Annotated in this window: 20 protein-coding genes; 8 read left to right on the top strand and 12 right to left on the bottom strand. The window is 73.5% G+C overall.

Going from position 1 to position 23,455, the window contains the following annotated elements; all coding sequences use genetic code 11:
• Positions 1-202 precede the first annotated feature (202 nt).
• On the top strand, positions 203-1,498 hold the full coding sequence (locus A2U95_RS25690; RefSeq protein WP_166027272.1) for an ABC transporter substrate-binding protein: 1,296 nt from the start codon (positions 203-205) through the stop codon (positions 1,496-1,498).
• Between the two features lie 103 nt (positions 1,499-1,601).
• Here the strand turns inward: A2U95_RS25690 and A2U95_RS25685 are convergent, their stop codons facing one another.
• The 4 genes from A2U95_RS25685 to A2U95_RS25670 form a co-directional block, all read right to left on the bottom strand.
• Positions 1,602-2,660: a LacI family DNA-binding transcriptional regulator gene (locus A2U95_RS25685; protein WP_166027270.1), complete on the bottom strand. Its 1,059-nt coding sequence runs from the start codon at positions 2,658-2,660 to the stop codon at positions 1,602-1,604.
• Between the two features lie 144 nt (positions 2,661-2,804).
• Positions 2,805-4,340: a glycoside hydrolase family 43 protein gene (locus A2U95_RS25680; RefSeq protein WP_166027282.1), complete on the bottom strand. Its 1,536-nt coding sequence runs from the start codon at positions 4,338-4,340 to the stop codon at positions 2,805-2,807.
• Positions 4,341-5,010: 670 nt separating this feature from the next.
• A complete protein-coding gene (locus tag A2U95_RS25675; protein ID WP_166027268.1) occupies positions 5,011-5,346 on the bottom strand; it encodes a hypothetical protein in 336 nt (111 codons plus the stop codon).
• 143 nt (positions 5,347-5,489) lie between these two features.
• Positions 5,490-5,858: an RHS repeat-associated core domain-containing protein gene (locus tag A2U95_RS25670; RefSeq protein ID WP_476756112.1), complete on the bottom strand. Its 369-nt coding sequence runs from the start codon at positions 5,856-5,858 to the stop codon at positions 5,490-5,492.
• Between the two features lie 331 nt (positions 5,859-6,189).
• Here A2U95_RS25670 and A2U95_RS25665 point away from each other — a divergent pair, with 331 nt between their 5' ends.
• Entirely contained in the window at positions 6,190-7,830 is a 1,641-nt protein-coding gene (locus A2U95_RS25665) for an ABC-F family ATP-binding cassette domain-containing protein (protein WP_166027266.1), read from the top strand.
• Positions 7,831-8,123: 293 nt separating this feature from the next.
• Here the strand turns inward: A2U95_RS25665 and A2U95_RS25660 are convergent, their stop codons facing one another.
• A complete protein-coding gene (locus A2U95_RS25660) occupies positions 8,124-9,482 on the bottom strand; it encodes an FAD-dependent oxidoreductase (protein WP_206283061.1) in 1,359 nt (452 codons plus the stop codon).
• 314 nt (positions 9,483-9,796) lie between these two features.
• Here A2U95_RS25660 and A2U95_RS25655 point away from each other — a divergent pair, with 314 nt between their 5' ends.
• From A2U95_RS25655 to A2U95_RS25630, 6 genes are all read left to right on the top strand, one after another.
• Positions 9,797-11,434 (top strand): tetratricopeptide repeat protein, encoded by a 1,638-nt coding sequence (locus A2U95_RS25655; RefSeq protein ID WP_166027262.1) that lies wholly within the window; start codon positions 9,797-9,799, stop codon positions 11,432-11,434.
• Between the two features lie 202 nt (positions 11,435-11,636).
• Positions 11,637-12,374: an ABC transporter ATP-binding protein gene (locus A2U95_RS25650; RefSeq protein WP_166027260.1), complete on the top strand. Its 738-nt coding sequence runs from the start codon at positions 11,637-11,639 to the stop codon at positions 12,372-12,374.
• Positions 12,371-13,198, top strand: coding sequence for a hypothetical protein (locus A2U95_RS25645; protein WP_166027258.1), 828 nt, complete (start codon positions 12,371-12,373; stop codon positions 13,196-13,198). Before A2U95_RS25650 ends, A2U95_RS25645 begins: the two co-directional genes overlap by 4 nt.
• Positions 13,195-13,995 (top strand): hypothetical protein, encoded by an 801-nt coding sequence (locus tag A2U95_RS25640; RefSeq protein WP_166027256.1) that lies wholly within the window; start codon positions 13,195-13,197, stop codon positions 13,993-13,995. The genes A2U95_RS25645 and A2U95_RS25640 overlap by 4 nt, the downstream gene beginning before the upstream one ends.
• A gap of 5 nt (positions 13,996-14,000) precedes the next feature.
• Entirely contained in the window at positions 14,001-15,383 is a 1,383-nt protein-coding gene (locus tag A2U95_RS25635; protein WP_166027254.1) for a sensor histidine kinase, read from the top strand.
• Entirely contained in the window at positions 15,380-16,057 is a 678-nt protein-coding gene (locus A2U95_RS25630) for a response regulator (RefSeq protein WP_166027252.1), read from the top strand. Before A2U95_RS25635 ends, A2U95_RS25630 begins: the two co-directional genes overlap by 4 nt.
• A 55-nt stretch (positions 16,058-16,112) precedes the next feature.
• On the opposite strand, the gene A2U95_RS25625 is transcribed toward A2U95_RS25630, so the two are convergent.
• The 7 genes from A2U95_RS25625 to A2U95_RS25595 form a co-directional block, all read right to left on the bottom strand.
• Positions 16,113-17,354 (bottom strand): acyl-CoA dehydrogenase family protein, encoded by a 1,242-nt coding sequence (locus A2U95_RS25625; protein WP_166027250.1) that lies wholly within the window; start codon positions 17,352-17,354, stop codon positions 16,113-16,115.
• Between the two features lie 453 nt (positions 17,355-17,807).
• Positions 17,808-18,311, bottom strand: a complete 504-nt coding sequence (locus tag A2U95_RS25620; protein WP_166027248.1) for a GNAT family N-acetyltransferase — start codon at positions 18,309-18,311, stop codon at positions 17,808-17,810.
• Between the two features lie 251 nt (positions 18,312-18,562).
• Positions 18,563-19,870, bottom strand: coding sequence for an ATP-grasp domain-containing protein (locus A2U95_RS25615; protein ID WP_166027246.1), 1,308 nt, complete (start codon positions 19,868-19,870; stop codon positions 18,563-18,565).
• Between the two features lie 442 nt (positions 19,871-20,312).
• Entirely contained in the window at positions 20,313-20,804 is a 492-nt protein-coding gene (locus A2U95_RS25610) for a hypothetical protein (protein WP_166027244.1), read from the bottom strand.
• A gap of 16 nt (positions 20,805-20,820) precedes the next feature.
• Positions 20,821-21,054: a hypothetical protein gene (locus A2U95_RS25605; RefSeq protein WP_166027243.1), complete on the bottom strand. Its 234-nt coding sequence runs from the start codon at positions 21,052-21,054 to the stop codon at positions 20,821-20,823.
• 121 nt (positions 21,055-21,175) lie between these two features.
• On the bottom strand, positions 21,176-21,919 hold the full coding sequence (locus A2U95_RS25600; protein ID WP_166027241.1) for a 4'-phosphopantetheinyl transferase family protein: 744 nt from the start codon (positions 21,917-21,919) through the stop codon (positions 21,176-21,178).
• Positions 21,920-21,926: 7 nt separating this feature from the next.
• Entirely contained in the window at positions 21,927-23,201 is a 1,275-nt protein-coding gene (locus A2U95_RS25595) for an MFS transporter (RefSeq protein ID WP_166027238.1), read from the bottom strand.
• Positions 23,202-23,455: the final 254 nt, after the last annotated feature.

Below are 23,455 nucleotides of genomic sequence, written 5' to 3'. Positions count from 1 at the left end.
TAGGGAGCCGCCGAAAACGGTGTCAAGGCCTGGGGCGCCACCGCCGCCCGGTCCAGTAACGATTCAGCAATCTGCGCAAACTTTGGGTGGTAGTCACCTTGTTCAACGCGGTAGACATTGCCGCTACTTGACGGGTGGCCATTAGTTTGCGCAAAAACCGCGGGCTTGTGGTCTCCATGGCAACCGATCAGGGAGTTCCACGATGACGAGGAAGACACGCTGGGAGACGGCTGCCGCGGTGGGACTGGGCATCGCGCTCGTCGCCACCGGCTGCGCGGGCGGCGGCGACACCGGCGGCGAGGGTTCGGCCGACGGCAAGGTCACCTTGACCTTCTGGGAGAACGCCATGCCCGGACCCGGTGACGAGTACTTCAAGGCCGCCGTGAAGGAGTACCACTCGCTGCACCCGAACGTGACGATCAAGCTCCAGGCGATCCAGAACGAGGACTTCGACGGAAAGCTCCAGACCGCCCTCAACTCGGACACCGCGCCGGACATCTTCCTTCAGCGCGGCGGCGGCAAGATGCGGGCCATGGTCGAGGCCGGCCAGATCCAGGCCTTGGAGCTCACCGCCACCGACAGGGCGAACACGGGAGAGGCGGCCGTCGCGGGCAACACGATCGACGGCAAGGTCTACGCGATGCCGACCGACACGCAGCCCGAGGGCATCTACTACAGCAAGGACCTCTTCGAGAAGGCGGGCATCGCCGAGCCCCCGAAGACGATGGCGGAACTCGAGGCCGCCGTCGCGAAGCTGAAGAAGATCGGCGTCACACCGATCGCGGTCGGGGCCAAGGACGCGTGGCCGGCCGCACACTGGTACTACAACTTCGCCGTACGCGAGTGCAGCCAGGACACCATGAACAAGGCCGCCGAGTCACTCACGTTCGACCACCCGTGCTGGACCAAGGCCGGTGAGGACCTGGAGGACTTCCTCGAGGTCGAACCCTTCCAGAAGGGCTTTCTGACGACCCCGTCGCAGCAGGGCGCGGGTTCGTCGGCGGGGATGGTCGCCAATCACAAGGCGGCCATGGAACTCATGGGCACCTGGCAGCCCGGTGTGATCGCCGGCCTGACCCCGGACAAGAAGTCGCTCCCCGACCTGGGGTGGTTCGCCTTTCCCGCAGTCGAAGGCGGCCAGGGCGACCCGACCGCCCTCATGGGCGGCGGTGGCGGCTACTCCCTGTCCAAGGACGCTCCGAAGGAGGCCTTCGGCTTCCTCCAGTTCCTGGTCACGAAGGACCAGCAGAAGGCCTACGCGAAGGCCTTCTACACGATCCCGGTGAACAAGGCCGCCCAGGACGTCGTCACCGAGTCCTACAACGTCTCGGCGCTCGAGGCCTTCAACAAGGCCTCCTACACGATGATGTTCCTGGACACCGTGTACGGCCAGAACGTCGGAAACGCCATGAACACCGCCGTCGTGAACCTGATGGCCGGCAAGGGCACCGGCGCCGACATCGCCAAGGACACGAACGCCGCTGCCGCCAAGGGCTGAGGACGGCGCACGACTCCCCGCGCAGCGGTCACCGGCGGCCGTCGGGGAAGGCCGGGAGCCGGGGGCGCTGCGGCCGGATCCGCGTCCCCGGAGCGCCCCTTGCTCACGGGCGCGGCGCCGTGGCGGCCGGAGCACGGCCGCAAGAGGCGCGGACGACCAGTTCGGTGGCGAGTTCCATGCGGACGGGGCGGCGGGCGCCTTCGGCCCCCCTCCGGGAGAGGTCGAGCAGGAGACCGACCGCCGCGGCCCCCAGTTCGGCGCTGGGCTGCTTGACGGTCGTCAGCCCAGGGGTGACGCACTGCGCCTCGGGCAGGTCGTCGAAGCCGATGACGCCGACGTCCTCGGGGACGCGCAGGCCCCGGGCGGTCAGCGCGTCGTAGACGCCGAGGGCCATGATGTCCGAGCACGCGAAGATGCCGGTCACTCCTGGGTCCTTGTCCAGCAGGGTGTGGGTGGCGGCGGTCGCCTTGGAGCGGTCCCACCCGCCGTGCACCACGGACACCGTGGTCGTGCCGCCGGGCGCCGTCTCGGCAGCCGCGCGGAACCCGTCGACGCGCGCCCGGCTGTAGAGGTGACGGGCATGACCCGCCACGACCCCCAGCCGCACGTGGCCGAGGGACAGGAAGTGCTCGGCGGCCATGCGGCCCCCGTCCCAGTTCGCCACGCCGACACTCGCCACTCCGGACGGCGGCTTGCTCATCGGGTCGATCAGCACCACGGGGACGCCTGCCGCGTAGAGGGCGTGCAAGTGCCGCGAGTTGGGGTCGACCGGCATCGCGACGGTGCCCACGCTGCGTCTTCTCAAGACCCGCGTCGCCCAGTCGGTGTGCGGCTCGGCAAGCGTCAGCACCACGTCCAGTCCGGCCGCCGCCGCCTCACGCCCGACGCCGGCTGTCACCAGGTTGGCCCACGAACCCTCGAAGTGGGAGACCACCAGGGTGAGCACGTTGGCCGGACCGCTCTCGTCCCGCTCACTCTCGATCTTGGCTCCGCCCCGGCGGGTGTAGCCGACCGCCTGCACGGCTTCCATCACCCTCGCCCGCGTCTCGGCCGAGACGTCGGTTCCGCCGCGCAGCACCTTGGACACCGTGGGGACACTCGTACCAGCGGTCTCGGCGACCAATGACAAGGTCGGACGCGAGCCGACGGGTCGGGGGGACATGCGGACAGGCTATCCAGCGAGCGGGCCGTCCGGGACGAGGGGTGGGGCCGTCACCGGTACGCGCGCCGGGGCCACGGCCTGCCGGGGTGCGGTGCCCGCGGGGCGGGGCGCCGCCCCGCCCCGGCCGGACACCCGCCCCCACCCTCAGGCGGAGGGTACGGAGACGGGGGCGTACTCGAACCAGTCGAAGGCGATCACGCCCTCGGTGGCGTACATGCCGATGACACGGCCGGTGAACCCGCAGGCCACTTCCGTGGACAGATAACGCCCGTCCAGTTCGGCGAGCGGCCGGGCGTCCTCGGCGTCGGGGTCGCCGACCCAGAAGGCGAGGGTGTCCGGGCCGGTGGTCCCGCCGTCGGTGAGTTCGGGCGACGCGGGTACGAGATCGGACGTCCGGATCGTGACGGTGAGGGTCAGCGGCCCGGGCGGGACCGGCCGGGAGGCCACGGTCTGGCGCAGCGGACCGATCCGGGCGACGACCCCCGCCTCTCCGTTCCCGACCTCCAGTTCGTAGTGGTGGGCCTCGTCCAGGCGCACGCCCAGTCCACCGCGTCCCGTGCCCGGGTCGATCGAAACGGTGACACGGCAGTCGTGGTGCTGCTGGCGGCGGCCGACGAAGGTGTAGCCGGGGCGGTCGAGCGTGTTTCCGGTTGCCCGGAGGGTCAGCCAACCCGGATTCTCGGTGAGCGACCAGGAGCCCTCCGGGCGGGCGAACGGCGAGACCCAGTACGGAGCCAGTACGGACGCGTCGAAGTCGTCGCGACCGGGCGGCTCCGGTACGGGGTGCCAGGAGCCGCCCGGCGCCGCGTGGCTCTCGGGAACGGGTGCGACGACGGGCCAGCCCTCGTCGTCCCACTCGAACGGGGTCAGGAACGTCTCACGGCCGAGCACATGCACATCGGGTGTGAAGCCACGGGGCCGGACGCCGAGCAACACCATCCACCAACTGCCGTCGGGAGCCTGCACCAGGTCGGCGTGACCGGTGTTCTGGATGGAGCGGGCGGTGCCGCTGTGGGACAACAGGGGGTTGGCGGGCGCACCTTCCCAGGGGCCGCGCGGCGAACGGCTCCGGGCGATGGACACACTGTGGCCGCGTTCGGTGCCGCCCTCCGCGATCAGCAGGTACCACCAGTCGCCGATGCGGTAGAGGTGCGGCGCCTCGGGGTACTTCAGGCCACTGCCCGACCAGGTGGGGAAAGGCCCCTCCAGCACCTCCCCGCCGAACGGGTCGATCCTGGCCATGTTGATGCCTCCCGCGGGCCCGGAGAAGGCGCACCAGCAGGTGCCGTCCTCCTCCCACGCCAGATCGGGGTCGATCCCGTGCAGATCGATCCACACCGGGTCGCTCCACGGCCCCTCGGGCCGCTCGGCTGAGACGACGAAGTTGCCGCCGCCGTCGATGTTGGTGTTGACGACCCAGAAACGGCCGTCGTGGTGGCGGATCGTGGGAGCGTACAGGCCGCCGGACGCCTTGGCACCCGGGAGCGGCAGCGGCAGCTGGCCGGGGCGGTCGAGCACGTTGCCGATCTGCTCCCAGTGCACGAGGTCCTTGCTGTGGAAGACCGGCAGTCCGGGGAAGTACTCGAAGCTGGAGCACACCAGGTAGTAGTCGTCACCGGCCCGGCACACGCTCGGATCGGGATGGAATCCGCTGATGACCGGGTTGTTGTAGATGGGCACGGAACGCTTTTCCCTTCGAGCCGCCGGGCGCTGACGAGGGTCGCTGAGCGAGTCTAGACCGAGCCGCTCGGCGGGCCGCCCGGCCCGTGACGGACGGGTGCGCGGCAGGGGATCCGTACGGGTGAGCGGTGCAATTCCCGGCCTGGGAGCCTTGGCCAAGTCCGGTGAAATCCCTGGGAGGTACACCGTGAAGCGGGGTGTGCGTTCGTTCGAGGCCGCGGACAGGCCGGCGGGGCCGGGACGGACCGGTCCGGGCCGCGGCCGTTCCTTCCGGACGATCAGCCGCATACCCATGGGCCAGCCGCCCAGGACATCGCCGGTGAGTTCGGCGGCCCGGCGCCGTCCCGGATCTCCGAGGACCGGCACATCGGAGCCAGCCGGGCGAGGACCGCTCCTGGACACTCGCGTACTCGGCGACGCGCACGTGGAACTCGCGGAAGTCGAAACGCGGGACGACGGACAGCGGATCGCCTGCCACCGTCGCCGTCCACCGGTCAACGGTGATCTTCATGGAGGGCACCACCCTGTCCGTCTCACCTGCTCGGCGGGGGCCGTGAAGCCGCCCCTCGGCGGAATTCTGCCCCCATCACGTTCGCGTGGGTGATCGGAGCCCCTCGGACGGCTGCGAGCGGGCCTCGCAACGAGAGGGACCGCCTTCGCCACCGCGCGGTCACTCCGGTTCCGCCGCACGGCGCTTGAGGGCCTCCGCCTCGTCGTCCCAGTCCGGTCCGAAGCACAGCAGGTCGGCGGCGGCCTCGCGGAGCAGGTCCGGATCGTCCGAACGCTGGAGGCAGGCCAGACGGTAGGCGAGGTTGCGCGCCCAAGGCGGCAGGGCCATCCAGTCCTCCGCCAGGACCTGCCTGAGCATGGTGAGGATCTCGTCCGCCGACGCGAAGGTCACCTTCTCCGTGAAATCACGCACGGCGTCCCGGAGTTGGTGGCTCCCGGCGTCCGCGGTGTCGATCGCCCTGCCGAGATCCCTCGCCGCGCGGGTCAGATCGGACATCTTTTCCTTCTTCCGTGCAGGCGTGAGCGGTATGGGATCCTCCGGCCGGGCCGTGGCACCGGGTGGCGGTCCGCGCCGACCATGCCGGCCGCTGCCCTCTTCGTTTCCGTCAGTCGAGTCAGTAGGCGGACAACTGATAGGCCCTACGGGTCCGGGGAGGTGCAGCGGCCGGTCTCCGGGTCGTAATGGTGGTGGAGATTGTGGTGGAGGCCCGTCTCCGGGTCGTGGTACTGGCCCGGGAAGCACAGCGGAGTGTCGGCGGTTCCGGCCCGGTTCCAGGCGGTCGCGCCCCACGGCGTCGTGCGAGTCCGCCAGGCGATGGCACCGGTCTCGTCGATCGGTTCCGTAGGGCTGCCGATGAGGTCGGTCACGACGGCGAAGAAGCGTCGGTCGATCTCCTCCTGCCGGGAGGCCGGGGACAACAGGACCGGACCGCGGTGGTCCCAGGTGAGAACCTGCGCGGCTCGTACAGTCGTCGCTGCGGGTCCAGCCGCGTGCCGGTACTCGTTGATGATGCCGCCGAGGGTGCGGGTGCGTGGAAGTCTGCGGCCTGCGGGTCGGTGTACGACGGGTTGTGGCCTGCGTCTGGCGGTGGTCGGTCGCGGGCTCGGCGGGGGCGGGCGGTGTTGCGGCGGAGCAGCACGCCGGGGACGGGCAGGAGCCCGCGGGTCGCCTCGTGCAGCATCGGGAGGACCGCGGCGGACATGGTCCCGGCCGAGAACGCTCCGTGTCCCGACCCGGGGCGATGGCTTTGCGAGCCCCGCCGGGCGTCAGGGTGGGGCGGCGTTCGCGCTCCGGGGCGACCGAGGGCCACCGGTCCCGTTCGTTAGGATCGGCACCCTGATGACTGCCACTCTCGTCGCCAAGGAACTCGCCGCCGGACACGGTGACCGCACCCTCTTCACCGGACTCGACCTCGTCGTCGCGCCCGGAGACGTGATCGGTCTCGTGGGAGCCAACGGCGCCGGTAAGTCCTCGCTGCTCCGCCTGCTCGCCGGACTCGACCGGCCCGAGGAGGGCGAGCTCCGGCTCTCCCCGCCCACCGCCACCGTCGGCCACCTCCCGCAGGAACCCGAGCGCCGCGCGGGGGAGTCCGTACGGGAGTTCCTCGCCCGCCGCACGGGGGTCGCCGACGCCCAGACCGCGATGGACGCCGCGACCCAGGCGCTGGTCGACGGAGCACCCGGTGCCGACGACGCCTACTCGCAGTCCCTGGAGCGCTGGCTCGCGCTCGGCGGCGCCGATCTGGACGAGCGGGCCGAGGAGGTCGCGGCCGACCTCGGCCTGACCGTCGGCCTCGACCTTCCGATGACCGCCCTCTCCGGCGGGCAGGCCGCACGCGCGGGACTGGCCTCGCTGCTCCTCTCGCGCTACGACGTCTTCCTCCTCGACGAGCCCACCAACGACCTCGACCTCGACGGTCTGGAACGCCTGGAGCGCTTCGTCTCCGGGCTGCGGGCCGGCACCGTGGTGGTCAGCCACGACCGTGAGTTCCTGACGCGTACGGTCACCAAGGTCCTGGAACTGGATCTCGCCCAGCAGCAGATCAACCTCTACGGCGGTGGGTACGCCTCCTACCTGGAGGAGCGCGAACGCGCCCGCCTGCACGCCCGCGAGGAGTACGAGGAGTACGCCGACAAGCGCTCCGCGCTCGAAAGCCGTGCCCAGACGCAGCGGGGATGGATGGAGAAGGGCGTCAGGAACGCCCGTCGCAAGGCCACCGACAACGACAAGATCGGCCGCAAGTTCCGCAGCGAGACCAGCGAGAAGCAGGCGGCCAAGGCCAAGCAGACCCAGCGCATGATCGAGCGTCTCGACGTCGTCGAGGAGCCCCGCAAGGAGTGGGAGCTGCGGATGGAGATCGCCTCCGCGCCGCGCTCCGGCTCCGTGGTGGCCACCCTTCGCGACGCCGTCGTCTCCCGGGGTGACTTCTCGTTCGGACCGGCCACCCTGCAGATCGACTGGGCCGACCGGGTCGCCATCACCGGCGCCAACGGTGCGGGCAAGTCCACGCTGCTCGCCGCCCTGCTCGGCAGGCTGCCGCTGGACACCGGCCACGCCTCGCTCGGATCGGGCGTCGTGGTGGGCGAGGTGGACCAGGCGCGCAAGCTCTTCCACGGCACGGAGAGCCTGCTGGACGCCTTCTGCGCCGCCGTGCCCGAGACCGAGCCCGCCGAGGTGCGCACGCTCCTCGCCAAGTTCGGCCTGCGCGCCGCTCATGTGCTGAGGCCCGCGACCACGCTCTCGCCCGGCGAGCGCACCCGCGCGGGTCTCGCCCTGCTCCAGGGCAGGGGGGTCAACCTGCTGGTCCTGGACGAGCCGACCAACCACCTCGACCTGCCGGCCATCGAGCAGCTGGAGTCGGCGCTGGAGGCGTACACGGGGACGCTGCTCCTGGTGACCCACGACCGGCGGATGCTGCAGGCGGTGCGCACCACGCGCCGGATCGAGGTCGCCGACGGCAAGGTCACCGAGGCCGGCTGAACGCGGAGGGCCCGCCCCTCCCGGCGGGGAGGGGCGGGCCGGACGGACACACCGCTTCTCGGCCGGCATACGTGATCTCCGACGAGGAGTGGACGCAGTGGGTGGCCGTCCGCGTCCGAGCCGGTCTCACTCGGCTCACCGGCCGTCGTGCCCTTGTGCTTGGCGCAGATCGTCATGTCACGGTCGCCGTCCTCATGGACCGCGGCGTCCGGGATCCGTGCCGTGCGCGTTCTTCGCGGCCGCGGACCGGCCCGTCAAGGCCGGCCACGCGAGGACACGGGTGGCGATCCCGCTCACCTCCCGGGGACCTCCGGTGCCGTCGGCGGCTCGGCAGGCGTCGGCGCGGGCGGTCCGAAGAGCACGGCTCGGGCCACGGACGGGGCGAACAGGCTGGTCACCGGTGCGCAGAGGCCCAGTACGGAGCGGAAGGCAGGCCCCACCACGGGGTCACCGGGGTAGCGTTCCAGGACGCGCCGCAGATACCGGTCCGCGACGCGGTCCGCCGGCCCGGCCGCCAGGGCGTTGCCCACCGCGCCCGGCATCGACCGGTCGGACCCGGCCGAGATGTCCCATGCCTGCCGGGACGCCGCGAGGAGCGCCTTCTGCACGCGTCGCGTCGTGGGGGACCGACGTGGACCGGCCAGTGCGTCGCGCAGGACGACCGCGCTCATCGCGGCGACGGCCATGCCCTGACCGTAGATCGGGTTGAACGTGCACAGGGCGTCGCCGATGGCGAGGAATCCGGCCGGACGGCGGCCGGGAAGGTCGTAGCGGCGGCGGATGTTCGCGGTCCGCCGGAACGCGAACGCGGGAGTCAGGGGTTCGGCCTCGCCCAGCCACCGGTGCAGGAGCGGATGCGGCAGCCTCTTCCTGACGTACGTCACGAACTCGTCGCCGTCGGTGGGCGGTTCGTCGCCGCGGAGCCCCGAGACGACGACCAGGTGGGTGCCGTCCTCCAGGGGCAGCGCACCGCCGGCGTAGACCTGGGCGGGACTGGGGTAGACGTAGTAACCGCGGGTGTCGCCGTCCAGGACGCCGTTCGGGCCGCGGTAGACGCGGGAGGAGTACGCCAGCCCCGTCTCGATGGTCTCCTCGCGCGCGGCCTCGGCTCCGACGGCCGTCAGCCATTGCGGAGCCTTCGTCCCCGCGCCGGAGGCGTCGACGACCAGGTCGGCCTCGAGGACCTGTCGTGTTCCCCGGGCGTCACCGGAGCGCTCCCGGACCAGGACGCCCCGCACCCGCCGGGCGTCACCGAGAAGGCCGGTGACCTCGGTCTTCTCCGCCACGCTGATCAACGGGTTGGCGAGGACGCGCCGCCGCACCAGTTCCTCCAGCTGCGCACGGGAACCGGTGTAGATGTGCGTCGTCGCGGGGAGCCTCCTGAACCAGCGCCCGTCCTGCTGCTGCACCAGGTCCGACGGCATGCCCACGCGCGGCGCACCGGCCGCCCGCAGCTCCGCGACGAAACCGGGAAGCAGCGACTCCAGGGCCACCTGCCCGCCCTCCAGCAGGACATGCGGATGCCGGGCCTGCGGCACCCCGGGCCGCGGCCCGGTACCGGCCGGGAACCGGTCTCTTTCGACGACGGTCACCCGGTCGGCGTGCCCGGCGAGGACGTGAGCGGCGAGCAGTCCCGCGAGACTCCCGCCCACCACGACCGCGTGCCGCCCGCCGCGATCTCCGCCCCTGTCCGGACGACCTGTCCTCCGTGCGGAATCCACCGATGCGTCTCCCCTGCTGCTTGTCGTCGGAGGGTCCAGTATCCCGCTCAGCCGGGTGATTTGGCGGCTTTTCAGGTGTTGATCCCTTCCTTGACGCGTTCAGTCACCCCGGGCCGGATGCCGGAGCACGCTTCGTGGCGCCCGGAGATGTCCGGCCGATCGTGAGATGCGCTGCTCCACCCCGAGGTTCTTCACGATCTCGATGAACTCTTTCTCCGCGAGCGCCCCTCGTAGAATTCGATCAAGTGGACGACACGGCTCCCGCGGCGGTGCCCGGGCCGGATGTCACGAGGGGGCGGGGCGCGGTGGTGGACGACTTGGCGGTGCGCCGTGCGCGGGCGGAGGCGGTGGCCGGGTCCGGTGATCACGCCGGGGCGGTGGAGCTGTTCGCGGAGATCGTCGAGGACAGTTGCCGGGTCCTCGGGCCCGACCACCCGGACACGCTGCTCGCCCGGCACCGGCACGCCGACTGTCTGGACGACGCGGGCGGCACGGCGGAGGCGGCGGGTCTTCACGCGGCGGTGGCGGCCGACCGCGCGCGGGTCCTGGGCCCGGACCATCCGGACGCGCTGCTGAGCCGCCACCTCCACGCGTACTGCACGGGAGAGTCGGGTGATCACGAACTGGCCGCGCGGCTGCACGCGGCCGTCGCCGCCGACCGTGACCGTGTCCTCGGGGCCGGCCATCTGGACGCGCTGCTCAGTCATGCCGAGCACGCGTACTTCCTGGGGCTGACCGACCGCGCGGCGGAGGCGGCGCGGGTCGGTGCCGCGGTGGTGGCCGGCCGTGGCCGGGTACTCGGCGCGGAGCACCCGGAGACGCTGACGAGCCGGCACAACCACGCGTCGCACGTCGGGGACGCGGGTGATGCCGAGGAGGCGGTGCGGCTGTACGCCCTGGTGGTCGAGGCCCGAGCCCGCGTGCTCAGGCCGGACCATCCCGAGACGTTGATGAGCCGCCACAACCAGGCGTTCTACGTCTCGGCGACGGGGGACTCCGAGGGGGCGGTGGTCCTGTACGACGGGGTCGTGCGGGACCGGTCCCGGGTCCTGGGGCCGGACCATCCCCACACGCTGCTCAGCCGCCACAACCGCGCCGACTCCCTCGACGACGCGGGCCGCACCCGGGAGGCCGCGGATCTCCACGCGGCCGTCGCCGCCGACCGTGCCCGGGTTCTGGGCCCCGACCACCCGGACACGCTGCTGAGCCGCCACCTCCACGCGTACTGCGTCGGCGCGTCCGGTGATCCCGGGCGGGCCGCGGGTCTGTACGGCGCCCTCGCCGCCGACCGGGCGCGGATCGCCGGTCCCGGTCATCCGGAGACGCTGGCCGGCCGCCACGCCCACGCGCTGTACGTGGGCCGGTCGGAAGCCCCGGACGAGGCGGTGCGGCTGTTCGTCCCCGTGGTGGAGGACCGGGGCCGGGTCCTGGGGCCGGACCATCCGGACACGCTGCTGAGCCGTCACGAGCACGCCTTCCACGTCGGTGAGGCCGGTGACGAGGACGGCGCGGCGCTGCTGTTCGCGTTCGTCGTGCAGGACCGTGTGCGGGTTCTCGGCGCGGACCACCCGCACACGCTGGTGAGCCGCAGCGAGCACGCGCGCTGGGTGGGGCTGACCGGCCGGACGCTCACCGCCAGGGACCTCCACGCGGGCGTGGTGGAGGACCGCACCCGGGTGCTCGGCGTCGACCACCCGGACACGTTCGTCAGCCGCCACCTGCACGCCACGAGTGCGGGCGACGCGGGGGAGGTGGAGGAGGCGGTCCGGCTGCTCGCCGCGCTGGTGGTCGACCGCGCCTGGGTGCTGGGCGCGGACCATCCGGAGACCCGCGCCAGCCGTCACGCGCATGAGCGGTTCGCGGAGAGGCTGGATCTGCGCTGACGCGGCCGGCCCCGTCGCCCCGGGCCGGGCGGCGCGGCGAGGGTGAGGGCCCGCGCGGGTCGTGCTGGAAGCGCCTCCTCCTGAAGGAGGAGGCGCGCCGGAAACCGATCTCGTCCGCAGGCAGGTGCTGGCGGCCCGGCTCGGATTCCTACCGTCGTGGTCGGCCGGAGGAAGCAGGACTTCGGCAGGACTGGGAGGTCACATGATCCAGGTACGGGCGCTCACGAAACGCTACGGACCGCACACCGCCGTGGACGGGCTGACGTTCACGGCCCCACCGGGAGCCGTCACCGGGTTCCTCGGCCCGAACGGTGCCGGCAAGTCGACCACGATGCGGATGATCGTCGGACTCGAGCGACCCACGTCCGGCACCGCGACGGTGGACGGCGTCCGCTACGCGGACCTGGGCGCTCCGCTGCACTCCGTGGGAACGATGCTCGACGCCCGCTCGGTCCACCCCGGGCGCTCGGCGTTCCGGCACCTCATGGCGATGGCGCGTACGCACGGCATCCCGCGGTCCCGCGTGGAGGAGGTCATCGGGCTGACCGGCCTGGAGTCGGTGGCCGGACGCCGCACCGGGACGTTCTCCCTGGGAATGGGGCAGCGGCTCGGTATCGCCGGTGCGCTGCTCGGCGACCCGGGCACGCTGATCCTGGACGAGCCGGTCAACGGTCTCGACCCGGACGGCGTCCTGTGGGTGCGTCACCTCGTCAAGGAGCTCGCCGCCGAGGGCCGTGCCGTGCTGCTCTCCTCGCACCTCGTGCACGAGCTCGCGCTGTGCGCCGACCGAGTCGTCGTCATCGGCAAGGGCCGTCTGCTCGCCGACGCCGCCCTGGGGGACCCCGCACTCGGCGCCGGGTCGCTCGAGGACGCCTACCTGCGGCTGACCGCGGGATCGGTCGAGTACCGGGCCGGCGCCGCCGGGGGAGGGGCCCGATGAGCGCGCGCGGTCGCGGTGCGACCCTCCCGCGTGTCGTCGCCGCGGAGTGGACGAAGCTGACGAGCCTGCGTTCCACCTGGTGGGCCGCGCTCGCCTCGGTGGCGGTGTCCGCGGCGCTGACGTACCTGTCGGCCAACGCCTCGTCGGGGGACCCGGGCTACGACCCGCTGGGCGACCTCACCGCCGGACTCCTGCTCACGCAGCTCGGACCACTGGTGCTCGGAGTCCTGGCCGGGACCGGCGAGTTCAGCACGGGAGGTTTCCGCACGACCTTCGTCGCCGTGCCGCGGCGCTGGCCGGTGCTCGCCGCCCAGGCGGCCGCCGTCGCCGGGTTCGCGCTGCCCGTGGCCGTGGCCTCGGTGGTCGCGGCCGTCCTCGCGGTCCTTCCCGCGGCGTCGTCCCGGGACCTGCCGGTGAACCTGACCGAGGGGTCGACGCCGCAGGAACTGGCCGGGACGGTGCTGTTCCTCACCGGACTGTCCCTGTTCGGACTCGCCGTCGGGGCGCTGGTCCGTCGCGCGGTCCCCGCGCTCGTCACCGTCATCGGCCTGACACTCGTCCTCCCCGTGGTGCTGACCCTGGCCGTCGAGCCCACCGGCACCACGTTCGCCGAGGGCGTCACGCCGCAGGAGGCGGCGGTGAACACGATCACGACGCTGCTGCCCTCGGGCGCGGGCGGGCTCCTGGTGACGCCGTCCGACGCCCTCACGGTGCCCGGCGCGCCGGACCTCGGCGCCGTCGGCGGCGGGCTCGTGCTGGCCGCCTGGGCCCTCGTACCGCTCGTCGCCGCCGCCCTGCGCCTGCGTCTGAAGGATGTGAAGTGACGAGTTCGCCCGTGACCTTCCCCCGCGTGCTCGCCTCGGAGGCCGGCAAGATGACCGGCGTGCGGACGCTTCGGTGGACGGCGCTGAGCTGTGTGGCCGTGGCGGCGGGGACGGCCTTCGGGCTGAGCCTGTTCGCCCGGCCGGGCGGCGGCGCCACCGGTGCGTCGCTGGCGGTCGCGGGACACGTGCTCGCCCAGCTGGGCTTCCTCGCCCTCGGCGTGACGGCCGGAACCGAGGAGTTCCGCACCAAACTGGCCCACGTGACCTTCCTGGCCGTGCCGCGCAGGCTTCCGGTGCTCGCCGCCCAGGCGGTGGTGACGGCGGTGCTGGCTTCCGTCACCGCTGCCGTCGCACTGGTGGCGTCGATCGCGGTGACGGCCGCACGGCGTGACGCCCTGGGACTCCCGTTGAACCTCGCCGACGCCGAGACCGTGCGGATGCTGGCCGGGTTCGTGCTCCACCAGACGGCGATCGCGCTGGTGGGTCTGGGGCTCGGAGCCCTGCTGCGCCGCCCCGCGGGGGCGTTCGTGACCGCAGTGGTGGGCGTCGTCGTGCTCGACCAGTTCCTCGCCATGAACCCCGGCAGGTTTCCCGACACCGTGCGGGCGTTCCTGCCCGGCGCCGGCACGCGCCTGCTGACCGGTGACGACCGGCTCGCCGCGCTCGACGCCGCGTCGTCGGGGCCCCACCTGGAGCCCTGGGCCGCGGGGCTCCTGGTGGCCGGGTGGGCGACGGTTCTGCTGGCGGCGGCAGCGACCCGACTTCGCCGGGGGGACATCGCGTCATGGGAGAAGTGAGGGCCGTGACCACATCGTCGGCGAGCTCGCCGTCCGCCGCGGACCACACCCTGCTGCTGGGCGGGATGCAGGTGCGGCGGATCGGACCGGTGCACAGGTTCTGGGCCGCGCACCCGCGCCTCGGGGACGTGGCCCTGGTCCTCGCGGCCGTCGGGACGTTCGGCGTCCCGGGTGCCCTCCTGGTCGGAGGCACCGTCGACGGCATGGTCGCAGTGGGCTACTACCCGACCGGCGGCACCGAGCGGTGGACGATCCCGTCCGCCTGGCTCGCCGGCGCCGTCCTCGGGGCGGGTCTGCTGCTCGTGCGGCGGCGTTGGCCGGTCGTCGTCCTGGTCGCGCTGACCGTCGTCGCCGTCGCCTCGCTCACGACGGCGGGCATCACCGGCGTCCTCGGGCTGTACCTGGGATTCTCGGCGGCCGCGGTCGCGTCGTCCCGGGACGCGCGGACCACCTGGCTGCTCGTCACGGCCGTCGCCGTGGCGATGTCGGCGGCCCTGTGGTGGCTCCAGGAGATCGGCATCCTCGAGATGTTCCTGTGGATCGGGTACTACGCCGACGAGCCGTACTGGAACATGACGGAGCCCCCGTTCTCGCCGGAACGCCGCATCGTGTCGATCGTCCTGCTGCTGGTCACCCTGCTGGCCGGGGCGCTGGTCGGCTTCGCCGCCCGAGAACGCCGCCAGCACGCCCACGACATCGAGGAACGCTACCGGGCGGTCGCCCGGGAGCGCGACACGTCCGCGGCGCTCGCCCGCACGGCGGAGCGCGAACGCCTCGCCCGCGAGATGCACGACGTCGTCGCGCACTCCGTGTCCGTGATGATCGCGCTCTCCGACGGCGCGGCAGCCGCGTTCGACCGGGCACCGGACGCCTCACGCGAGGCACTGGGCGAACTGTCCCGCACCGGCCGCGAAGCCCTCGCCGACATGCAACGCGTGCTCGGCGCCCTCGACCCCGCGGACGCCACCCCGCAAGGGGCGGACCTCGACGCCGTCGTGCGCCGCTTCCGCACCGCGGGGATGCCCGTGTCGGCCACCGGGCTCGACACGCCCCTGCCCCCCGACACGGCACTGCGGCTGGCCGTGACGCGCATCGTCACGGAGGCGCTCACGAACGTGCTGCGGCACGCGCCTGGCGCGCCCGCCGTGTCGGTCGCGGTGCGGCGCACCCCGTCAGCGGTCGAGGTCGACATCGTCAACGAAGCCGGCACCGGCCCGGGCACCGGCAGCGGCACGGAACGCGGCATCGCCGGCATGCGGGAGCGGGCCGCCCTGCTGGGCGGGCATATGATGGTGGGCCCGCGCGCCGCGGGCGGCTGGCAGGTGCACGTGGAGCTGCCGTGCCCCGACGCGGTGCCCGGCACTGCCGCGGAGGATGCCCCCCGATGATCACGGTCCTGCTCGTGGACGACCAGGCGCTCCTGCGCATGGGATTCCGGCTCGCGATCGATTCCGAGCCCGACCTCACCGTCGTCGGCGAGGCCGCGGACGGCAAGGTGGCACTCGAACAGGTCGCCGCCCTCGCCCCCGACGTCGTCGTCATGGACGTGCGGATGCCGGGCATGGACGGCATCGAGGCCACCCGCAGGATCACGGCGGAGCACCCCGCGACCCGCGTGCTCGTGGTCACCACGTTCGACGTCGACGAGTACGCGTTCGCCGCGCTGCGCGGCGGCGCGAGCGGGTTCCTGATCAAGAGTGCCCGGCCCGAGGAGCTCGCCGAGGCGATCCGCACCGTCGCGTCGGGCAGCTCCGTGGTCGCGCCGCGCGTCGTACGGCGCATGCTCGACCTCTTCGCCCACCACCTTCCCCACGGCGCCGACGCGGACCCGCGCGACGACGCCGTCGATCCGAGGCTGCGCGCCCTCACCCCGCGTGAGACCGACGTGCTGCGCGGGGTCGCGGACGGGCTGTCCAACGTGGAGATCGCGGAGCGTCTCGTGCTGTCGGTGACGACGGTCAAGACGCACGTCGGCAACGTCCTCGCGAAGCTGGGCGTGCGCGACCGCGTGCAGGCCGTCATCGTCGCCTACGAGAGCGGCTTGGCCGGATCCCGCCGCTAGGACCGTTCGACCGGGATCGCCGGTGCTCCTCCCCGTTTCCGGTGCGCGGCCCTCCCTACGGAACCAGCGGGATCCCGTCCGACGGCAGCCCCAGGCGGTCGCAGCCGACACGCCGGGCCAGCGGTTCGGCCATGCCCACGGCGACGTGGGTGCGGTAGGTCGCGGCGTCCCGGAAGTAGCGCTGCATCCGCTCCCCGTCCCGTCCGTACCGGCTGCCTGCCGTGCGGAAGAGGGGATCCTGGAGCGCGTCCCACGCCAGTTGCCCGGCGGTGAGGAAGATCTGCGCGAGCCGGTGGTCCTCGGCCTTGGTGAACGGGGCCTCGCCGGACACGTTGCGCCGGCAGGTCTCCGTCCAGTCGTCCGCGGCGCCCCGCAGGGCCGCCTCGGCGGTTCGGATGCGGCCCAGCGCCTCGCCCAGGTGCTGCTGGAACTCGGGCAGGTCGGAGCGGGTGCGGCCCGGATCGAAGGTCAGCGGCCGGGAGCTGATGATCCGCGCGTACTCGTCGGCCGCCGCGTACGCGGTACCGACCATGATGGAGGCCAGCTCCGCGTGGAAGAAGCTCGCCACCCGCGCCGCGTACACGGGGTTGCCGTGCAGCGTGCTGCCCACCGTGCCGCCCTCCACCGGCAGGTCGAGGAAGGATGCCTCGCGGGCGAAGTGGGCGGGGATCCGGCCCTGCTCGATGTGGATGCTGTTGGAGCCGGTGCCGCGCATGCCGAGAACGCCGTGCCAGTCGTCGAGCACCGTCCACACCCGGCGCGGGGCGACGAACAGCAGCAGCGGTCCCGGCGGGCCCCCGGGATTGGTGGGCGCGCTCAGGGTCTGCCCGACGAAGTGCGTCGAGTACGGCGCCCCCGACGCGTACGACCAGGTGCCGTCGAGAATCAGGGAACCCTCGCCGTCCGGCTGTGCGACGCCGACCGGAGTCAGGGTGGAGGCGGCGCGGAAGTCGCCGTCAGGGCCGAAGAGTTCGTTCTGCGCCTCCTCGGAGAAGAAGGAGGCGGCCTGCAGCACATGGGCGGCGGTCAGGGACAACGCCCAGCCGGTGGAGGGGCAGCCGCGCGCGAGCTCGACGACGACCTGCAGGAAGGTCGGCAGCCCGAACTCGTACCCCCCGTACCGGCGGGGCTGCAGGATGCGGTAGAAGCCGGCGCGCAGGAAGTCGTCGTGGGTGTCCTTCGGGTAGTGCGTCAGCCTCTCGGTCTCGGCCTGGCGCTCGAGGAGCACGGGCCGCAGGGCGGCCGCCCGCTCGACGACCTCGCGTTCGGTCAGCTGGGGCTCTGGGGCGGCGATCACGGTCTCCTCCAAGGGGGCCGGCGTCGACTCTCACGCGAACACAGGCGATTCAACACGGTTCGCACTCTCCGCACAGCGGGAGGAAACGGCCATCTCCGCGGGCGGGCCGCACGCACACGCGGCACGCCCCCGCGGGCCTGCGCCCCAGGCCGGAGGCCCGGAGGCACCGCGTCCGCCGCACCGGTGGCATCGACGCCGGTGGCCGGTATCCGGGTGCCGCGGGCGGAAGTCCGCCGGGAGGATCGTCCCTTGAAGCCGGAAGCCGGAAGCCGGAAGCCGGAAGCCGGAAGCCGGAAGCCGCGTCCGCCCTCCTGGCCGGCGCATGACATCGCGGGCCGGTGCTCCGAACCGGCGGTCGCGGCGTGCGACATGCCTGTCGGGCGGCGATGCTCACGCGCCCCATGGTTGCCGCCCCCCCCGGGGACCGGGCCGGCCGGTACGGGCGACCACCCCTTACGTGCCGGAAGGCTCCGGCAGGGCGAGCCAGTCCGGCCAGGAGATCTCGCGGCCGATGAAGCGCGGCTGCTCGAACGGCCAGTCGGCGGCGATCCACTGCGGCACCAGTGCGTCGAGGTCCTGCTCGAGCTTGCCGCCCACCAGCTCGTCCACCACCCACCAGGAGATCTCGCCGTCCGCGCCGGCCCTCTCCGGCGGGTCGATGTAGACGCAGCCGAGCAGAGCTGTCTCAGCCGCGTCGAACAGCGCGTAGTTGAAGGACCGGTGTGCGGCGATCTCCTTCTCGTGCCGCAGCAGATCGGCCTGGTCGGCCTCGTAGGTCATGGTGGCGGCGGGCCAGCCCCAGGCCGGGCCGTAGACGCTCCACAGCCGCTCACGTGACCCCATCACCGCCGGGTAGTCGAGCGGGGTGTCCGACTCCCGGATCGGCCGCAGGTGATGACCGCCGTCCGGCAGCGGTACCAGGACGGGGTGGACGAAGTCATCGGGAAGCCAGCTCATGGTGCCCGACCGTAACAGCGCGCTGCCGTCCGCTCCCCTGAATTTCCCGTGGGCCGGCAGACCCCGCTCCCGTGCCGGGAAGAGCCTGCGATCACCGGATCGGAGCTCGCCGGTCCTCGGTGCCGAGAACCGCAGGAGGGCGTCCGGCCCGCGGCGCCGCGGGCCGGACGCCCTCCTGCGGTGCGCCGGACGCGCCCCTGGAACACCCGGCCCGGTGAGCCGCGCCGCGCCGGCGGGCCCTTCGGTTCCCGCTACACCGTTTCGATGTCCGGGGTGCGCACCCGCAGGCGGAACTCCAGGGCCGTCGCCGCCGCCTTCGCCGCCCGCACCGCCTCGCCCTCCGTCGGGGCCAGGGCGCGCGCGTACGCGACGCGCGACTCCGAACTCGCCAGGGCGCCCACCTGCGTACCCGGGCGGGCCGTCGGCTCCACCTCCGTCACATCCGGCAGCGCCCGGGCCTCCTCCAGGCCCACGACCTCCTCCAGCGTGCCGGGAGCGGCGACCGAGGCGAACCAGATGGCCGAGCAGCCCTGGCCGCTTCCCTCGGCGAGCCGCGCCCGTATGCCGGGCAGCACCTTCTCGCCCAGCGTCTGGCGTGCCGCGCAGTCGTCGATGTCGACTCCGGTCGCCTCCAGCGCCAGCGTCGGGATCATGTCGCCGCCCATGCGGACGTGCGTCTCGATCACCCGAGGACCGGCCGGGGTGAGGACGACCTCCGTGTGCGAGGGACCGAATTCGATGCCCACGGCGTCCAGGACGGCCGCCACGTACGCCTCGATCCCCGCCCTCGTGTCCGCCGGGACGTCGGCCGGTGAGACGTGCCCCAGCTCCACGAACGTCGCCGGGTCGGAGTACTTGCGCGTCACCGCGATCATCACGTGCTCGCCTCCCTCGGAGAAGGCCTCCACGCTGAACTGCGGGCCCGTCAGGAACTCCTCCACCAGCACGCCGGCGCTGGACAGGCCCATGTAGCTGCCGGCGGCGAGCTCGAACGCCTCGGTCAACTCGCTCCCGCCGGACACCTTGGTGACGCCCGCGCTGCCGGAGCTGGACACCGGCTTCACCACGCAGGGACCGCCCACGGAGCGGACGAAGGCACGCAGTGCGGCGAGGTCGTCGACACGGGCGGAGGCCGTCGTGTCCACGCCCCGCTCGGCGAGCCGGACCCGCATGGCGGCCTTGTCGTGGACGAGGGTGACGGTCTGCGGGCTGTGGGCCGGCAGCCCGAGCGCCTCCGCGACGACCGCGTACCGCCCCTGGTCGCGTTCCCCGAAGGTGCCGATCCGGGTGAACGGGTCGACGGCGTGTGCGGCCGCCGCGAGGGCGATCCACTCCTCGTCCGGGGCGTCGCCGCGAACGCCGACGACCCGGGCGTTCGCGCCCGGTTCCTGGACCTTGTCCAGGTAGTCGAGCTGGCACATCACCGTGGTGCGGGTGCCGGGCAGGGCGGCGCGCAGCCGTGCCGGGAAGTCACGGCCCGTACCCACGACGAGGACGTGCTCGGGCGGTGACGCCGAAGACGCGGAAGCGTCCGTGGACGCGGAGGTCGGTGCGGACATGCCGGTGTTCCTCTCAGACGGTTCGTCGGGCAGGTCGGGCCCGTGCCGTGTTGGTGCGTCACCGGTCGGTCGCCCCGGCCGGCCGGGCGCGGCCTCGTCGGCGGAGCGCGCGGCGACCGCGGTGACGAAGATCCTCCCCGGCGCGTCGGAGACGTGCTCCACCCCTTGCACCGCGCACCGGGCTCCAGGAGCGTATCCACCTCCGCCCCCGTGCCGGGCGGTATTCGATCGGAGGGACGAACTCCCCTTTCCGGGCGGCGGGAGGACCCGGGCGGACGCGGCCGAGGGGGCGCCGGCACCGGGCGCCGCGGTCCCCCGGCCGTCCTGCCGGACCCGGCTGCGAAGATCACGCCTACGGCCCCGCCGGGAACCCGCCCGACCTGCTGCGCGCCGCGCGGGGAGAGGAGTTCGGGCCCTCGTCGCCGGCGGCGGGCCCTGACGGTCAGCCCTCTTCCCCGGCCACGGCGGTCGCGGCGGGGTTCGACGCGATCCACTCGTCCAGTTGTTCCCGGGTGGTCGACGGGTCGGCGGTGAGCTCGCCGAGGCGGTCGCCGGCGAGGTGGAGGGTGGCGACCGCCGGGCAGCGGCGGCACGCCTCCACACCCGTCTGGCTCCACCACTGGCACCGCGTCCGCAGGTGACACCGTGGCACGGCGGTCGCTGTCGCGGCCGGGGCGGCCAGGACCCGTTCGACCAGGGTGCAGTCGTTCCCCCGGCGGTTGACGCAGTTCGAGGCGCAGTGCGAGGCGAACCGCAGGACGCGGCGCGGCTCGACGCCCTCGGGCACCATGCCGAGGACCTGGGACGCCGGCACCGGGTCGGCGAGGTAGACGACGCCGCCGTCCTGCCCCGACCGGACGCCCAGGGCGACGGCCTCGGGGGCGTGCGGGTCCCCGCTGGGGCACCAGGTCCGCGATGACTTCCGCTCTGCCACGGTGATCACCTCCCGGTCAGACGGAGCTGGTCTGGTCGACGGCCTTGCCGATGGTGCCGGTGCCCAGCTCGGCCCCGGCGGCCGTCTCCCGCTCGTGGGCGGCGGCCCGCAGGATGCCCTCCTGGAGCTGCTGGACCGAGGTGATCCGTCCGGGCCCCGCCTCGTCGGCGGAGGCCTGGCCTCCGGTCAGGGCGGCGGCGATCAGGGCAGCGGCACCGACGGCCGCGGCGCGGGACGTCTTCTTGTTCATCTGCTCTCCTTGGGTGTGTCGTGAGGGGGAGTGGAGGGTTTCCGGTGGGCGGAGCCGCCGGCCACCGGGAGGCGGCCGGCGCGGTGGTCCGGCGGCACGGGCGCCACCGGACCGCGGAGGTTCACAGCCGGACGGCCACGGCCGCGTGGTGCCCGGCCGGGACCGCGACGTCGGCCAGCAGCCAGCCGACGGGGGCTGCGGGCGCGGGGCCGGCGCCGACGCGGGTGCCGGCCGGATCGTCGCCCAGGCCGACGCCGAGACCTTTCAGGTACGCCTCCTTCCTGGTCCACACGCGGGTGAACGCGTCGGGGCGCAGGTCCGGCGCGAGAGCGGCCAGCTCCGCCGACTCGGCCGGGTGCAGGACGTCCGCGGCCTCCGACACGGTGTCGGGGTGCGGCACCGGTTCGACGTCCACGCCGACCGGGGCCGGGGCGAGGGCGATCAGGCTCAGCCCTTCGCAGTGGGACAGCGAGAAGTGCAGCCGTCCGTCCGGGAGCACGGGACGCCCGTGGGGCTCCCCGCAGCAGGGGCAGGGCGCGCGGGCCAGCGGCACGTTGCGCGGCGCGACGCCGAGGTGGGAGCCGAGCAGGCGGCGCAGCCCGACGTGCGCGCACAGGTAGGTGGCGCGGTCGGCGGGCCGGCGGAGCTCCGCCGCCCTGGCGAGTTCGGCCGGCTCGAGGACGAGGGGCGCGTGGCGCGCGGCGGTCGCCTCGTGGACGGCGGTGGTCACCAGCCACAGCTGCGGGCGGACGGCGAGCGGGCGGACGGGCCGGGGCAGGGGTGCGGGGAGCGGTGGCAGGGGATGGGGGAGCAGCGCGGCGGTCCCGGACGGGCCGGGCGGCACGGGGTGGTCGAGGAGGGACATGTCTGCCTCACACGGAAGTGGCGGTGGGCTCCGGTGCGGTGCGGGCGCGGTCGGAGCGGGGCGCCTCGGCGGGCGTCAGGGGGCTGCGCAGGGCGAGGGCGACGGCGATCGGGGAGAAGGCGACGAGGCCGGCGCAGACCAGCCAGGTCCGGGTCAGCCCGAGCTGGGTGGAGAGGGAGGAGAACAGGGCCAGCGACAAGGGGGCGGCTCCGATGCCGGAGATGGTGAAGGTGGACATCGCGACGCCCATCCGGCCCTTGGGGACGGCCTGCTGGTAGGCGGTCACCAGGGCGGGGCCGTTGAGGCCGGAGCAGAGGCCGACGGCGCAGGCGGTGCCGGCCAGGACGGCGGGCGAGGGGACGAGGGCCATGGCGGCCATGCCGCCGGCCAGGCCGAAGCCGGTCACCACGAGCTTGGCGAGCACGGGGATGCGGTGGGCCAGGGCCGCGCCGGCGGCCGCGGAGGCCAGGGCGCCGACGCTGAAGGAGGCCAGGACCAGGGCGACGGCGCCGACGCCCCAGCCCTCGGTGTGGGCCCTCATGGGGAGGCCGACCTCGGCGGGCCACAGGAAGGCGACGTCGATGCAGAAGCAGGCGACGAACATCCAGCGCAGCCGCGGGTGGGAGGCCAGGAGGCGGAAGCCGTCGCCGGAGCGGTGCAGCAGGGAAGGGCCGCCGGGGACGGGTTCGGGCCTGGCCATGCCACGGGTGACGTGGGCGGCGCACAGCAGCCAGATCGCGCAGCACACGGCGGCGACCGTCATCGCGGCGGGGAGTTCGCCGACGGTGACCAGCCAGGCGCCGAGGGGGGTTCCGGCGATCGGGGCGAGGCGCAGCACCATGGAGAAGAGGGAGTTGGCGCGGCCGAGCTGGTCCTCGGGGGCGAGGCGGGGCAGCAGGACGCCGGAGGCGGAGCCGGTGAGGCCGAGGAGGGTGCCTTCCACGAGGGCGATGGCGACCAGGGGCCACAGGGTGTCGGTGGTCGCGGTGACCAGGGCGCCCACGGCGAGGACGGCGACGCGGGCGCCGGTGGCGGGCAGCAGGAGGGCGCGGGGGCCCAGGACGTCGGTGAGGGCGCCTCCGAAGAGGAGGGTGAGGACGCGGGGCAGGGTGGCGGCGAGGGTCACCAGGGTGACGGCTCCCGATCCGCCGAGCTGGACGGCGGTCCAGCTCATGGCGATGAGCAGGGCGTAGCTTCCGCCCTGCACGGCGGCCTGGCCTGCGACGAGTCTGCTGATGCGGGGCCAGTCGACCCGGGGCGGGGTGTCGGAGGTGGTCGTCATGGGTCCGGCTTCCTGTGGGCTGTCGACGGAGGGGTGGAGCGAAGGCTGGAACGAGGACGGGGGCGAGGTGCGGGGACGAGGAGCTGGGACGGGAACTGGGGCGGGGCGGTCGTGGCGGTCGGGTCAGGCGGGCGGACGGACGCGGACGCGGACGTCGGCGGTGCCGCCGCGCAGGGCGGTGCGGACGGCGAGGGCGACGGCGCGGTCGGCGGCCCGGCGCACGGCGCGCCGCCGGCGGGGGCCGGGCGCGGCCT

The sequence above is a fragment of the Streptomyces chilikensis genome (assembly GCF_001642695.1).
GTDB classification, from domain to species: Bacteria; Actinomycetota; Actinomycetes; order Streptomycetales; family Streptomycetaceae; genus Streptomyces; species Streptomyces chilikensis.
The sequence above is the reverse complement of the archived record's forward strand: the minus strand, read 5'-3'. Positions and strand labels throughout refer to the sequence as shown.

What these genes read in the sequence shown, in the direction of transcription:
- A2U95_RS25690 (WP_166027272.1), top strand. Translation starts at nt 203, where the DNA reads ATGACGAGGAAGACACGCTGGGAGACGGCTGCCGCGGTGGGACTGGGC.
- A2U95_RS25685 (WP_166027270.1), bottom strand. Translation starts at nt 2,660, where the DNA reads ATGTCCCCCCGACCCGTCGGCTCGCGTCCGACCTTGTCATTGGTCGCC.
- A2U95_RS25675 (WP_166027268.1), bottom strand. Translation starts at nt 5,346, where the DNA reads ATGTCCGATCTGACCCGCGCGGCGAGGGATCTCGGCAGGGCGATCGAC.
- A2U95_RS25665 (WP_166027266.1), top strand. Translation starts at nt 6,190, where the DNA reads ATGACTGCCACTCTCGTCGCCAAGGAACTCGCCGCCGGACACGGTGAC.
- A2U95_RS25650 (WP_166027260.1), top strand. Translation starts at nt 11,637, where the DNA reads ATGATCCAGGTACGGGCGCTCACGAAACGCTACGGACCGCACACCGCC.
- A2U95_RS25645 (WP_166027258.1), top strand. Translation starts at nt 12,371, where the DNA reads ATGAGCGCGCGCGGTCGCGGTGCGACCCTCCCGCGTGTCGTCGCCGCG.
- A2U95_RS25630 (WP_166027252.1), top strand. Translation starts at nt 15,380, where the DNA reads ATGATCACGGTCCTGCTCGTGGACGACCAGGCGCTCCTGCGCATGGGA.
- A2U95_RS25620 (WP_166027248.1), bottom strand. Translation starts at nt 18,311, where the DNA reads ATGAGCTGGCTTCCCGATGACTTCGTCCACCCCGTCCTGGTACCGCTG.
- A2U95_RS25615 (WP_166027246.1), bottom strand. Translation starts at nt 19,870, where the DNA reads ATGTCCGCACCGACCTCCGCGTCCACGGACGCTTCCGCGTCTTCGGCG.
- A2U95_RS25605 (WP_166027243.1), bottom strand. Translation starts at nt 21,054, where the DNA reads ATGAACAAGAAGACGTCCCGCGCCGCGGCCGTCGGTGCCGCTGCCCTG.
- A2U95_RS25600 (WP_166027241.1), bottom strand. Translation starts at nt 21,919, where the DNA reads ATGTCCCTCCTCGACCACCCCGTGCCGCCCGGCCCGTCCGGGACCGCC.
- A2U95_RS25595 (WP_166027238.1), bottom strand. Translation starts at nt 23,201, where the DNA reads ATGACGACCACCTCCGACACCCCGCCCCGGGTCGACTGGCCCCGCATC.